At 56.0% G+C, this 13,374-nt stretch carries 13 protein-coding genes and 1 tRNA gene; 6 read left to right on the forward strand and 8 right to left on the reverse strand.

All coding sequences use genetic code 11. From position 1 onward, the window contains the following. Nucleotides 1-47: 47 nt before the first annotated feature. Nucleotides 48-629, reverse strand: a complete 582-nt coding sequence (lpcA, locus tag AB1E37_RS20510) for a D-sedoheptulose 7-phosphate isomerase (RefSeq protein ID WP_004145825.1) — start codon at nt 627-629, stop codon at nt 48-50. Nucleotides 630-868: 239 nt separating this feature from the next. On the opposite strand from lpcA, the gene fadE reads away from it, so the two are divergent. After that, the gene (gene fadE / locus AB1E37_RS20515; protein WP_002889690.1) at nt 869-3,313 is read left to right on the forward strand and encodes an acyl-CoA dehydrogenase FadE; all 2,445 of its coding nucleotides are present in this window, start codon (nt 869-871) and stop codon (nt 3,311-3,313) included. 177 nt (nt 3,314-3,490) lie between these two features. Beyond that, complete coding sequence (locus AB1E37_RS20520; protein WP_032447964.1) at nt 3,491-4,261, forward strand: amidohydrolase; 771 nt, start codon at nt 3,491-3,493, stop codon at nt 4,259-4,261. Nucleotides 4,262-4,291: 30 nt separating this feature from the next. On the opposite strand, the gene eamB is transcribed toward AB1E37_RS20520, so the two are convergent. Continuing rightward, the gene (eamB, locus tag AB1E37_RS20525; protein ID WP_004178672.1) at nt 4,292-4,882 is read right to left on the reverse strand and encodes a cysteine/O-acetylserine transporter; all 591 of its coding nucleotides are present in this window, start codon (nt 4,880-4,882) and stop codon (nt 4,292-4,294) included. Nucleotides 4,883-4,985: 103 nt separating this feature from the next. On the opposite strand from eamB, the gene AB1E37_RS20530 reads away from it, so the two are divergent. After that, on the forward strand, nt 4,986-5,867 hold the full coding sequence (locus AB1E37_RS20530) for a LysR family transcriptional regulator (protein ID WP_004145830.1): 882 nt from the start codon (nt 4,986-4,988) through the stop codon (nt 5,865-5,867). A gap of 59 nt (nt 5,868-5,926) precedes the next feature. Here the strand turns inward: AB1E37_RS20530 and AB1E37_RS20535 are convergent. Both AB1E37_RS20535 and dnaQ read right to left on the reverse strand, forming a co-directional pair. Then, nucleotides 5,927-6,003, reverse strand: a tRNA-Asp gene (locus tag AB1E37_RS20535). Between the two features lie 133 nt (nt 6,004-6,136). Then, nucleotides 6,137-6,868 (reverse strand): DNA polymerase III subunit epsilon, encoded by a 732-nt coding sequence (gene dnaQ / locus AB1E37_RS20540; protein ID WP_004152034.1) that lies wholly within the window; start codon nt 6,866-6,868, stop codon nt 6,137-6,139. A gap of 64 nt (nt 6,869-6,932) precedes the next feature. On the opposite strand from dnaQ, the gene rnhA reads away from it, so the two are divergent. Next, the gene (rnhA, locus tag AB1E37_RS20545; RefSeq protein WP_002889686.1) at nt 6,933-7,400 is read left to right on the forward strand and encodes a ribonuclease HI; all 468 of its coding nucleotides are present in this window, start codon (nt 6,933-6,935) and stop codon (nt 7,398-7,400) included. On the opposite strand, the gene AB1E37_RS20550 is transcribed toward rnhA, so the two are convergent. Beyond that, entirely contained in the window at nt 7,397-8,119 is a 723-nt protein-coding gene (locus tag AB1E37_RS20550) for a class I SAM-dependent methyltransferase (RefSeq protein ID WP_002889685.1), read from the reverse strand. The genes rnhA and AB1E37_RS20550 overlap by 4 nt on opposite strands. A gap of 32 nt (nt 8,120-8,151) precedes the next feature. Between AB1E37_RS20550 and gloB the strand changes: the two genes are divergently transcribed. Then, entirely contained in the window at nt 8,152-8,907 is a 756-nt protein-coding gene (gene gloB / locus AB1E37_RS20555; protein WP_004145833.1) for a hydroxyacylglutathione hydrolase, read from the forward strand. A gap of 71 nt (nt 8,908-8,978) precedes the next feature. Continuing rightward, nucleotides 8,979-10,346 carry a murein transglycosylase D gene (gene mltD / locus AB1E37_RS20560; RefSeq protein ID WP_002889632.1) on the forward strand — a complete coding sequence of 456 codons (1,368 nt, stop codon included), beginning with the start codon at nt 8,979-8,981 and terminating at the stop codon, nt 10,344-10,346. Nucleotides 10,347-10,403: 57 nt separating this feature from the next. Here mltD and AB1E37_RS20565 read toward each other — a convergent pair whose 3' ends face one another. The 3 genes from AB1E37_RS20565 to AB1E37_RS20575 all read right to left on the reverse strand — a co-directional run bounded on the left by AB1E37_RS20565 (nt 10,404) and on the right by AB1E37_RS20575 (nt 13,356). Then, nucleotides 10,404-11,174 (reverse strand): class I SAM-dependent methyltransferase, encoded by a 771-nt coding sequence (locus tag AB1E37_RS20565; RefSeq protein WP_004222768.1) that lies wholly within the window; start codon nt 11,172-11,174, stop codon nt 10,404-10,406. Between the two features lie 91 nt (nt 11,175-11,265). After that, nucleotides 11,266-12,063: an endonuclease/exonuclease/phosphatase family protein gene (locus AB1E37_RS20570; RefSeq protein WP_002889629.1), complete on the reverse strand. Its 798-nt coding sequence runs from the start codon at nt 12,061-12,063 to the stop codon at nt 11,266-11,268. Between the two features lie 102 nt (nt 12,064-12,165). Next, on the reverse strand, nt 12,166-13,356 hold the full coding sequence (locus tag AB1E37_RS20575; protein ID WP_004222765.1) for an MFS transporter: 1,191 nt from the start codon (nt 13,354-13,356) through the stop codon (nt 12,166-12,168). Between the last annotated feature and the right edge of the window lie 18 nt (nt 13,357-13,374).

Genomic DNA, 13,374 nt, shown 5'->3' on the forward strand with positions numbered 1-13,374 from the left:
CGGCGCCGGAGCGAGGCCACCGTCAACAGTACACACTCACCTGCCTGTTAGCCTTTCGCCATCTCTTTTTCGATCAGCATAATCAGAATGTGGATCACTTTGATATGGATCTCCTGGATGCGGTCGGCGTAGCCAAAGTGCGGCACGCGAATTTCAACATCAGCGCTACCGGCCATTTTACCGCCGTCTTTACCGGTCAGGGTGATCACTTTCATCCCCTGCGCCCGCGCGGCCTCAATGGCCTTAATCACGTTGCCGGAGTTGCCAGACGTGGAGATACCGAGCAGCACATCGCCTGCGCGGCCAACGGATTCAACGTAGCGGGAGAACACATACTCATAGCCAAAATCATTGCTCACGCAGGAGAGGTGGCTGACGTCGGAGATCGCGATGGCCGGGTAACCCGGGCGGTTTTCGCGATAACGTCCGGTCAGCTCTTCCGCAAAATGCATCGCATCGCAATGGGAACCGCCGTTACCGCAGGACAGCACTTTCCCACCCGCCTTAAAGCTATCCGCCAGCAGGACAGCGGCACGCTGGATAGCATGGATATTGGCTTCGTCCTGCAGAAAGTTAGCCAGCGTTTCCGCGGCTTCGTTCAGTTCGTTACGAATAAGATCCTGGTACATGAGGATAATCCTTCAGTATGAGTGGAATAACCCCGGCAGTGTACCGGATAGCCGTCGAAGCGAGAAGCAGCAGGCAGCGTTATCCCTCGCTCTTTTGATTTTATGTGCCGCTTTTGCATACAACAATGTGAGCAAGGTTGTAATTATTTTGTAAACACATTGCTAAATAAAAACGCATGCACTACAACCAATACATCACAAGTGGTCAGACCTCCTACAAGCTCAGGGAGCATTTCTCTATGATGATTTTGAGTATTGTTGCAACCGTCGTTTTACTCGGCGCGCTCTTCTATCACCGGGTCAGCCTGCTGCTCAGCAGCGTGATTTTGCTCGCCTGGACCGCGGCGCTCGGCGCGGCCGGAGTGTGGAATATCTGGCTGCTGCTGCCGCTGGCGATCATACTGTTGCCGTTTAACTTTGCGCCTATGCGTAAATCCATGATTTCCGCACCGGCGTTTCGCACATTCCGCAAGGTGATGCCGCCGATGTCGCGCACGGAAAAAGAAGCCATCGACGCCGGCACCACCTGGTGGGAAGGCGATCTGTTTCGCGGCAATCCTGACTGGCAAAAGTTACATAACTATCCGCAGCCGCGGCTGACCGCCGAAGAGCAAGCTTTCCTCGACGGCCCAGTTGAAGAAGCCTGCCGGATGGCTAACGACTTCGCCATCACCCACGAAATGGCCGATCTGCCGCCGGAGCTGTGGGCCTATCTGAAAGAGCACCGCTTCTTCGCGATGATCATTAAGAAAGAGTATGGCGGACTTGAGTTCTCCGCTTACGCTCAGGCACGAGTACTGCAGAAACTCTCTGGCGTCTCCGGCATCCTGGCGATCACCGTCGGCGTCCCGAACTCGCTGGGTCCGGGCGAACTGCTGCAGCATTACGGTACCGAAGAACAGAAGAATCATTATCTGCCGCGTCTGGCACGCGGCCTGGAAATCCCTTGCTTCGCTCTCACCAGCCCGGAAGCGGGCTCTGACGCCGGCGCCATCCCGGATACCGGCGTGGTGTGCATGGGCGACTGGCAGGGTCAACAGGTGCTGGGGATGCGCCTGACCTGGAACAAACGTTATATCACGCTGGCGCCTATCGCCACCGTGCTGGGGCTGGCTTTCAAACTCTCTGACCCGGATCGTTTGCTGGGCGGAGAAGAAGAGCTGGGTATCACCTGCGCGCTGATCCCCACCTCCACCCCGGGCGTGGAAATCGGCCGTCGCCACTTCCCGCTGAATGTGCCGTTCCAGAACGGTCCAACCCGCGGCAAAGATATCTTCGTGCCTATCGATTACATCATCGGCGGCCCAAGCATGGCCGGTCAGGGCTGGCGCATGTTGGTTGAATGTCTATCGGTCGGCCGCGGTATTACTCTGCCGTCCAACGCCACCGGTGGTCTGAAATCCGTTGCCATGGCGACTGGCGCTTACGCCCATATTCGCCGCCAGTTCAAAATCTCCATCGGCAAAATGGAAGGGATTGAAGAGGCGCTGGCGCGTATCGCCGGTAACGCCTATGTGATGGACGCTGCGGCGTCGCTGATCACCTACGGCATCATGCTCGGCGAGAAACCTGCAGTGCTGTCCGCTATCGTGAAATATCACTGCACCCACCGCGGCCAGCGCTCCATTATCGACGCGATGGATATTACCGGCGGGAAAGGCATTATGCTGGGCGAAGGCAACTTCCTCGCCCGGGCCTATCAGGGCGCGCCTATCGCCATCACCGTGGAAGGCGCAAACATTCTGACCCGCAGCATGATGATCTTCGGTCAGGGGGCGATTCGCTGCCATCCGTACGTACTGGAGGAGATGGCCGCCGCGCAGAATAATGACCTGAACGCCTATGACAAGCTGCTGTTCAAACACATCGGCCATGTCGGCAGTAATAAAGTGCGGAGTTTCTGGCTGGGCCTGACCGGCGGGCGCACCAGCAGCGCGCCGACCCGTGACGCCACCCGTCGCTACTATCAGCAAATGAACCGTCTGAGCGCCAACCTGGCACTGCTGTCAGACGTCTCAATGGCGGTGCTCGGCGGCAGCCTCAAGCGACGCGAACGTATCTCCGCCCGTCTGGGAGATGTGTTAAGCCAGCTGTACCTGGCCTCGGCGGTGCTGAAACGCTATGACGATGAAGGACGCAATGAAGCCGATCTGCCGCTGGTTCACTGGGGGGTACAGGACGCGCTGCACCAGGCCGAGCAAGCCATTGACGATCTGTTGGACAATTTCCCGAACCGTCTGGTGGCAGGCGTAATGCGCCTGGTCATCTTCCCGACCGGCCGTCATCATCATGCGCCGTCGGATAGGCTGGACCACCAGGTCGCCAAAATTCTGCAGGTGCCCAGCGCCACGCGCTCCCGCATCGGTCGCGGTCAGTATCTGACGCCGAGCGAGCATAACCCGGTAGGCCTGCTGGAAGAGGCCCTGCTGGAAGTGATGGCGGCCGATCCTATCCACCAGCGGATCTGCAAAGAGTTGGGTAAAAATCTGCCGTTCACCCGTCTGGATGAGCTGGCCCACAACGCGCTGGCCAAAGGATTAATCAGTCAGGATGAGGCCGCCATTCTTACCCGTGCAGAGCATAGCCGTCTGCGCAGCATTAACGTCGACGACTTTGCGCCAGAGGAGCTGGCGACAAAGCCGGTAAAGCTGCCGGAAAAAGTTCGTAAAGTTGAAGCTGCATAATAAAACCACTACCACATCACACGCCGGGCGGGGAACTTTCCCCGCCTTTTTTCGCCCTCTCCTCCCCTTTCGTTTCCATCAGTAGCATTTTTTTAACAAAATATTCCGCGGACCGCCGCGCGGCTGATATGGTGTTACAGTTAACCTAACCCCCTCATGAGAATGGAGTTGACCATTGTGCCTGGCCTGAAAATTTCGCTGTTGCAACAACCGCTGGTCTGGATGGACGGCCCTGCCAATCTGCGCCATTTTGATCGCCAACTGGAAGGAATCACCGGGCGCGATGTGATTGTTTTACCAGAGATGTTTACCACCGGCTTTGCCATGGAAGCGGCAAAACAGTCTTTACCCGAGGCCGACGTGGTGGAGTGGATGCATGCCCGGGCTGCGCAATCCCAGGCGCTGATTGCCGGCAGCGCTGCGCTGCAAACTGAACACGGCGCTGTTAACCGCTTCCTGCTGGTCGAGCCTGACGGTACGGTGCACCATTATGATAAACGGCACCTGTTCCGTATGGCCGATGAACATGATCACTATGAGGCCGGAAACCAGCGCGTGGTCTTTGAATGGCGTGGATGGCGGATCCTGCCGCTGGTCTGTTACGACCTGCGCTTTCCGGTATGGTCGCGTAATCAGAACGACTATGATTTGGCGCTGTATGTCGCCAACTGGCCGGCGCCGCGCTCGCTGCACTGGCAGTCGCTGCTGATCGCCCGCGCGATTGAAAACCAGGCATATGTCGCCGGCTGTAACCGGGTTGGCACTGACGGCAACGGCCATCATTACCGCGGCGATAGTCGGATTATCAATCCCCAGGGGGAGATTATCGCCACCGCCGATCCGCATCAGGCCACTCGTCTTGATGCCGAGCTGTCGCTGAGCGCCCTTCAGGAATATCGTGAAAAATTCCCCGCCTGGCGCGATGCCGATCCTTTCACGATCGGCTAATCACCCTTCGGGAGCCGCTGCGCTCCCTTTTTATTCCACCACGATCCGCACAGCACAGTAGACCAATAACGCTGCCAGCATCCAGTTCAGTTGCCGCCCGTACAGCAAAAACAGGCGCTGAAACAGATGCCCCGCCAGCGCCCAGCACAGATTTCCCAGCGCGCCAATCGCCGCCAGCAGCAGACTCACGCTGATAAGCCAAACAGGCTCGCGAGTAACGGGCAGAACAAAGGTAGAGAGCGCGGTGATGCCATACAGAATAATTTTAACGTTGACGAACTGCAGCCCCAGACTTGCCCAAAAGCCTACCGGTTCTACACTCGGCGTCCCTGTCGCCGGTTTGCTTTTGGCAATCTGCCAGGCCAGCCACAGGATGTACGCCGCGCCAATCCATCCCAATACCAGGGTAAAGCGTGAGTCGAGTTCAACCAGCGAAAAGGTTAAAGCCGCGCAAATCAGCATAGTGATAATAAACCCGACGCTCATCCCGGCCAGCACCCGCAGGCTGCGGCGTAGACCATGGGAGGTGACGCTGCTCAGCGCCAGGATATTGTTGGGCCCGGGTGTCAGGGCGGTGATCAAAGTGTAAGTTAAAAAGGCGCTTATCAGGGTAGGTGTCACGGGTTTTCTCCTCTTGTCTGGCAGACACTACCCGAAGCTGATAATTTAAAAAAATGAATATTTTTTCATTCTCGCTTCGATAATATCGATACAAAGAGGAAATATGGATCTGCGACGCTTCATCACCTTCAAAACTGTTGTCGAAGAAGGTTCCTTTCTGCGCGCGGCGCAGAAACTATGCTGCACTCAGTCCACCGTGACTTTTCATATCCAGCAGCTGGAGCAGGAGCTTGCCATTCCGCTGTTTGAGAAAATCGGCCGGCGGATGTGTCTCACCGCCGCCGGTAAGAAGGTCCTGCCGCATGTCTACGACCTGACTAAAGTGATGGCCTCGATACGTCAGGCGGCACGCCAGGACGATGAGCCCGGCGGCGAACTTCGCGTCGCCACTGGCGAAACGCTGCTGGCGTATAAAATGCCGCGGGTGCTGCAGCGTTTTAAGCAACGCGCTCCGAAAGTGCGCCTGTCGCTGCAGTCGCTCAACTGCTACAGCATCCGCGATGCGTTGCTTGCCGACGAGGTCGATTTGGGGGTGTTTTACCGGGTGGGTAACGATGACGCGCTCACGATAATGGAGCTTGGCCAGCAGTCGCTGACGCTGGTCGCATCGGTCGAGCAGGCGCCGGTAGACTTCATGCGCCCGCGGCAGCATATCCCGCTGAGCTTTATCATCAACGAACCCCAGTGCGTGTTCCGGCAGATTTTTGAAAGCACCCTGCGCCAGCGCGAAATTACTCTGGAGAACACCATTGAGCTGTGGAGTATTGAGAGTATAAAGCAGTGCGTGGCGGGAAATCTGGGAGTGAGTTTTCTGCCACGCTTTGCGGTGGAGGACGAGCTCAAGCGCGGGACGCTGGTTGAGCTGCCATTCAGCGAGACGCCGTTGACGATCCATGCGCTCTGCGCCCACCATGCCGGGAAGGCTATCAGTCCGGCGATGCGGGTATTTATGCAGTGCATGCAGGAGGAACAAGAGGCGCGCTGAAATTCGGCGACGAAAACGACGAAAGCCTGAATCATTGCTGGCTCAGGCTTTCTGAATAGTGGCGGAACGGACGGGACTCGAACCCGCGACCCCCTGCGTGACAGGCAGGTATTCTAACCGACTGAACTACCGCTCCGCGTTGTTGTTCCGTTGGGAACGAGGCGAATATTACGGATTCCCCTCTACCCCGTCAACGCTTTTTCTACCATTTTGAATCGTTTGCTGCAAAAATCACCCAACCGCCTATTTTTAATTCATTTTAGTGGCTATCAGGCACGCCACAGGCAGCTTCCGCCTTTCTTTTGTACCAGGTCGAGGCGGGATTCATGGTTCGCCAGTTCTTCATCTGAGGCATAAACCACGCGTAACTGACTGCCGGCGCGGACGACGCGCTGAATTCCCATCTCTCCCGCCTGCTGCTGGCTTTCGCCTTCCATAGAGAACGCCATCGAAGTCTGGCCGCCGGTCATCATCAAATAGACATCGGCAAGGATCTGGGCATCGAGCAACGCCCCGTGCAGCGTACGCTTGCTGTTGTCTATTTCGTAACGCGAACATAGCGCATCGAGGCTGTTGCGCTTGCCTGGAAACATTTTCCGCGCCAGCGCCAAACTGTCGGTGATTTTACAAAAGGTCTCGGTTTTTCCGATGCCGCGGTTTAGCTTACTGAATTCATAATCCATAAAGCCGATATCGAACGAGGCGTTATGGATCACCAGCTCCGCGCCGCGGATGTAATCCATAAACTCATCAGCCACGTCGGCAAAGGTAGGTTTATCCAGCAGGAACTCATCGGCGATCCCGTGTACGCCGAATGCTTCAGGATCCACCAGCCGATCGGGCTTCAGATAGACGTGAAAATTGTTACCGGTCAGGCGGCGGTTGATCACCTCCACGGCGCCGATCTCAATGATCTTGTGTCCTTCGTAGTGTGCCCCGATCTGGTTCATACCGGTGGTTTCGGTATCGAGAACAATCTGGCGCGTAATTGCAGTGCTCATAGCGGTCATTTATGTCAGACTTATCGTTTACAAATCGATTTCAATTACAGGAAGTCTACCAGAGATGCTCAAACAGGTAGAAATTTTCACCGACGGCTCTTGCCTGGGTAATCCAGGACCTGGCGGCTACGGCGCCATCATGCGCTACCGCCAGCACGAAAAAACCTTCAGCGCTGGCTACCGTCTGACCACCAATAACCGCATGGAACTGATGGCGGCAATTGTTGCCCTGGAAGCGTTAAAAGAGCATTGCGAAGTAGTGCTCAGCACTGACAGCCAGTATGTTCGTCAGGGGATCACCCAGTGGATCCACAACTGGAAAAAGCGCGGCTGGAAAACGGCAGAGAAAAAGCCGGTGAAAAATGTCGACCTCTGGCAGCGGCTGGACGCCGCGCTTGGCCAGCATAAAATTAAATGGGAATGGGTAAAGGGCCATGCCGGCCATCCTGAAAATGAACGCTGCGACGAGCTGGCGCGCGCGGCGGCCTCCCACCCCACACTGGACGATGTCGGCTACCTGCCTGAGAGTTAATTCTGCCCTTTGCGCCACTGCCGGGTGGCGCCCACCGCCGGCCGCAGCTGAGTTTTCGCTTTGCCGGATTTCATCGGATTGAGCGTCAGCGGAATGGTCCGTTTGCGGGCGACAATCAATTGCAAACAGCCCAGCGCCGGCAGATGGGTGCTCAACAATTTGCCGCCATGGCGCGACCAGGGCAAAACCTGGTAACGTCCATAGTGCAGCACTTCAAAGTTGAGCAGCGCCAGCCAGTCCAGCTGGCGCATCAGCGTAAACATACGGCTATTATAAGGCGTTCCTTTGCGCAGGACCGGCACCAGCTTACGCAACCCCATCAGGCTGACCGGATTAAACCCGGTCAGGATCATCCAGCCATCATCGATCAGTACACGATCGGCTTCCCGCAGCAGACGATGCGGATCGCTACACCACGGCAGGGTGTGCGCCAGCAGGCAGGCGTCAACGGACTTTTCGGCAAAGGGTAAATGCAGCGGGTCAGCCCGGACCTGCATTGGATTTCCCGCCAGCGAGACATTCACCTGGTGCGAGATGGCGCAAGCTTCGGTATTGATTTCCGCGCTCAGATTGCCAATCTTAAGCAGATGAAAGCCATATAATTTAGCCAGCCACGGTTTCATCTGCTGCTCCAGCGTTTCGCGATAGTATTCGCCCCACGGCATACTGGACCAATGCTCAGGCGCTGTCACTGTGTGAGGTATCCTTGCCGGCTTCATTGCCACCTTCCGCTACGCTTTAGAGGTAATTTATGAATCTTATCAGTATTCCCGCGTTTCAGGACAACTACATCTGGGTTCTCAGTGAGAATAACGGCCGCTGCATCATCGTAGATCCAGGCGAAGCCGCGCCGGTTCTGGCAGCCATCGAGGAAAACCAGTGGCAGCCCGAGGCTATTTTATTGACCCATCATCATCAGGATCACGTCGGCGGCGTAAAACAATTACGTGAAAAATTCCCTTCTATAGTGGTTTACGGGCCGGCGGAAACCCAGGATAAAGGCGTCACTCAGGTGGTAGGCGATGGCGATCGGCTGTCAATTCTCGGGCACGATTTTTCCATTTTCTCTACGCCAGGTCACACATTAGGACATATCTGTTACTACAGCGAACCTTATCTGTTCTGTGGCGATACGATGTTTTCCGGCGGCTGCGGAAGGCTGTTCGAAGGTACAGCAGAGCAGATGTATCAATCATTTATGAAAATTAACGCCCTTCCTGAAGAAACCCTCATATGTTGCGCACATGAATATACGTTAGCGAATATGAAGTTTGCATTGAGTATCCTGCCAGATGATAGGGACATAAACGATTACTATCATAAAGTTAATGAGTTACGTGCAAAAAAACAAAAAACACTACCCGTAACTCTGAAAAATGAGCGGCGTATAAATTTATTTTTACGCGTAAATGATATTGATTTAATTGACAAAATTAACAAAGAAACAAATTTGCAACACTCTGTGGCGCGATTTGCATGGTTAAGGTCAAAGAAAGATGACTTCTGATATTTAATTCTTGTCATCGGCCAACTTCGCCGTTATCCTTGGTCGTCTTTTAAGCAACTATTGACACACACATGAAGGCACGAGCGATATTACTCGCCTCTGTCCTGCTGGTGGGGTGCCAGGCGTCTAAGCACGATGGCACCGTCGAACAGCGAGCACAGAGCCTTTCTGCGGCTGGTCAAGGGGAAGCAGGCAAGTTCACAAGTCAAGCGCGCTGGTTAGATGATGGAACCTTCTACGCGCAAGACCAGGATCTGTGGACTTCCATAGGCGACGAGCTAAAGATGGGAATACCGGATAATCCCCGGATTCGCGAACAGAAACAGAAGTACTTAAGAAATAAGAGCTATCTCCACGATGTAACTTTACGGGCAGAGCCGTATATGTACTGGATAGCCGGGCAGGTTAAGAAACGTAACATGCCAATGGAACTGGTATTACTACCCATAGTGGAGAGCGCTTTTGACCCACACGCGACGTCTGGCGCCAATGCCGCAGGCATTTGGCAGATCATTCCGAGCACAGGGCGCAATTATGGTTTAAAACAGACCCGCAGTTACGATGCGCGTCGTGATGTCGTCGCGTCTACTACCGCGGCGCTGGACATGATGCAACGTCTGAACAAAATGTTCGACGGCGACTGGTTGTTAACGGTCGCAGCCTATAACAGCGGCGAAGGCCGGGTCATGAAGGCAGTAAAAGCGAACCGTTCGCGTGGCAAACCCACCGATTTCTGGTCGCTGTCTCTGCCGCATGAAACGAAAATCTACGTCCCGAAAATGCTGGCATTGAGCGACATTCTCAAAAACAGCAAACGTTACGGCGTAAAGCTGCCTACGGCTGATGAAAGCCGTGCGCTGGCGCGCGTTCGCCTCGACAGTCCGGTTGATATTTCTCAGCTCGCGGACATGGCCGGTATGCCGGTCAGCAAGCTGAAGACGTTCAATGCGGGCGTAAAAGGGTCAACGCTGGGCGCGAGCGGGCCAAAGTACGTCATGGTGCCGCAGAAGCACGCCGCACAGCTGCGTGAATCGCTGGCCTCTGGCGACATTGCCGCCGTGCAGCCGACGCAGCTCGCGGACAATACGCCGCTGACCAGCCGTAGCTATAAGGTGCGTTCCGGCGACACCATTTCCGGGATAGCTTCCCGTCTTGGTGTGACGACCCGCGATCTGCAGCAGTGGAATAACCTGCGCGGCTCTGGATTAAAGGTTGGGCAGAATCTGGTTATTGGCGCTGGCAGCAGCGCCCAGCGTCTGGCGAACAACAGCGATAGCATCACCTATCGCGTTCGTAAAGGCGATTCGCTGTCGAGCATCGCCAAACGTCACGGCGTTAATATTCGCGACGTGATGCGCTGGAACAGCGATACCGACAACCTGCGCCCAGGCGATCAGCTAACGTTGTTTGTGAAAAACAGCGATCGACCAGAGTCCTGATACCTCTGGTTCGACAAAAAGGCACCGACTTCCCCGGTGCCTTTTTTGTTGCCTAAATTAAACCGCTTTATGCGCTTCGAACAGAATGGTATCGCTGGTAAACGATCCGTCCTCCTGTAACTCGAAGTACGCTTTGACCTCCGCCGAAGCGCTCTGCTGATATAAGCGAATCGCCTCCTCCAGCGGCTCAGGAGTACGCATCCGCGCCACCCATGAACTGAACTCCAGCGGCAGGCGATCGGTCAACAACTGGTTAACCACCAGCCCCGCTTCAGTCGCCAGCGTCAACCACTCGCCGCTGGAATAATTACGCACATGCGAGGTGTCGCGCAGGGCTTCCACCGTCTGCAGCCAGACATCACGTACCGGATGACCCGGCGACATCACGTCCATCACGATAATCACCCCGCCCGGCTTGAGAACACGTTTCACCTCACGCAGCGCCTGGCCAACGTCATGCCAGTGGTGAGCGGAGTAGCGGCTAATCACCACATCAAAGCTGGCATCAGCGAACGGCAGCGTTTCGGCGTACCCCTGCTGGGTCACGATATTGCTAAAACCTTTCTCCTTTGCCGCGGTGGCAACGACCTCCAGCATCTGGCTCGATAAATCATAGGCGGTCACCTCGGCAACCTGTCCCGCCGCGGTAAAGCTGGCGTGCCCTGCCCCGCAGCCCATATCCAGCACTTTCGCCTGAGGAAAATCAGCCAGCCGTTCCGCCAGCCGCTGCAGATCGCGACCAGAGGCGTGTACGGCGCTGGTCAGATAGGCGCTGGCCTGGGAGCCGAACTGCTTTTCGACGTTGTCATGGTGAGAGCGTGTTGTCATGTTGTCTTGTCCTTACGGTTTTTTTTGAGTAATAAAAGGCAGCACCATGCATGCGCAGGCCTGCCCCATGGCAGGCCTGACCAACCTTAAATTAATCAGGCTTGCCGGGACTGAATTCGACTAGTAGCGGGTTGTGGTCGGAGGCGCGGGTCACCAGCACGGAAGCATCGTGCACGCTTAACCCACGGTAGAACACAAAATCGAGGGGACGACCAAACGCGCGGCGGCGCTGATCGTCTGAGAAACGAACTTCGCGTAACGACATCTCACGCGCAAAGCGGTACAGCGCATTCATCCGCGGCCGGCTCCAGGCATTGAAGTCGCCGGCCATGATCACCGGCCCGCTGTGATGGGCGATCTGATCGCCAATTGGCAGCAGCTGTTTGCTGTAGACGTCGACGCCAAGGCTAAAGTTGACGGCATGGATATTGACTACCATCAACAACCGCGCATCCGGCAGCGGATAAACGGTCACTAACGCCGATTTCGGCAATCGCAAAATAGGCTCGCGCTCGCGCAGCGGACAGCAATAGATGGGGTGCGCGGAGGCCAGCGTCATTACGCCGGAAGGATGCTGCGGCAATACCAGCGCCGGCACCTGATCGGCGGCCAGATAGTTTGAAGTCGCGAACCGGACCAGTTCTGGGGTGGTTTGCGCCTCCTGCAACAGGACCAAATGCGCATCTTTGCCGAAATTTTTAAGGACCGACTGCCACTCTGCGCGCTGCTGCTTGAAGATATTCCATACCAGCACGCGGATCTTCTCATCGCTGCTTAATGGCGTACCGGCGGGATAAACCGGACTCACGCCCGCAAACGCCCCCGGAGGCAATATTCTCTCCGCAGGTTGTCCGGCGACATAGCGCATGGCGTAGGTGTTCTTTCGCAATTTGGGCATTAATCCTCGATAACAGAAACCAGCCCGACGACGACTGGTTATTCTGTTATAGGGATTTTCCCATACACTTTCAATGCAAATTGCGAGAAACCCTTAGCCTTCGGGAGAAAGCGCTGCCGAACGGCGTGGCAATTTATCTAAACGTCCGCTCAGGACCACCAACAGCAAAGCGACCAGCACAATCATCGCGCCAATCCACGGCGTCTGCGCCAGACCGTACCGCTCGACCGTCTGTCCGCCGACGATCGACCCCAGCGCGATACCGATATTGAAGGCGGCAATATTCAGGCCGGAAGCGATGTCGACAGCCCCCGGGGTATACTGCTCTGCTTTTTGCACCACATAGACCTGCAGACCCGGCACGTTGCCGAAGGCGAAAACGCCCATCACCAGCACTGTCGCCAGCGCGGCATAGTGAACGCTGGCGGTCAGCTGGAAGACCAGCAGCAGTAGCACCAGCGCGGCGAAGATAAACTTCAGCGCGGAGACGGCGCCATGCTTATCGGCCAGTTTGCCGCCCCACACGTTACCTATAGCCACCGAGACACCATAGCCCAGCAGGATCCAGCTCACCGCTGACGGGCTGAAGCCGGCCAGCTCCTGCATCATCGGCGCAAGGAAGGTAAAAGCGGTAAATACGCCGCCATAGCCCAGCGCGGTAATGGCGTAGATCATCAGCAGGCGCGGATGGGTTAATACTTTCAGCTGATCGCGCAGGCTGGCGCTGGCGCGGCCCGGAATATTATTCGGCACCAGAATCAGACTGCTGATTAGCGCAATCACCCCGAGAATCGATACCGCGAGGAAGGTTTCCCGCCAGCCGAAATGCTGGCCAATAAAGGTGCCAAAGGGAACGCCGGTCACCAGCGCGACCGTCAGGCCGCCGAACATAATGGCAATGGCCGAGGCCGCTTTCTCTTTTGCCACCAGGCTGGTAGCAATTGTCGAGCCAATAGAGAAGAACACGCCGTGCGCCAGGCCGGTCAGCAGTCGCGCCAGGATCAGCGTTTCATAGCCCGGGGCCTGCCAGGCCAGCACATTACCCGCCGTAAACAGGACCATCAACGCCAGCAGCAGCTGTTTACGCGGCATACGCCCCGTTAACGCCGTCAGCACCGGAGCGCCGATAGCTACGCCCAGCGCGTAGATAGAGACCAGCAGTCCTGCAGAAGGCAAAGAGATAGAGAGTTGCTGGGCGATGGTCGGGACCAGACCGACAATCACAAATTCAGTGGTGCCAATTGCGAAGGCACCGATAGTTAAGGCAAATAGCGCCAGTGGCATAATTTACTCCGTAGCATC

Source organism: Klebsiella sp. Shm-1, from assembly GCF_040804525.1.
In the GTDB taxonomy this organism is placed as follows: domain Bacteria; phylum Pseudomonadota; class Gammaproteobacteria; order Enterobacterales; family Enterobacteriaceae; genus Klebsiella; species Klebsiella pneumoniae.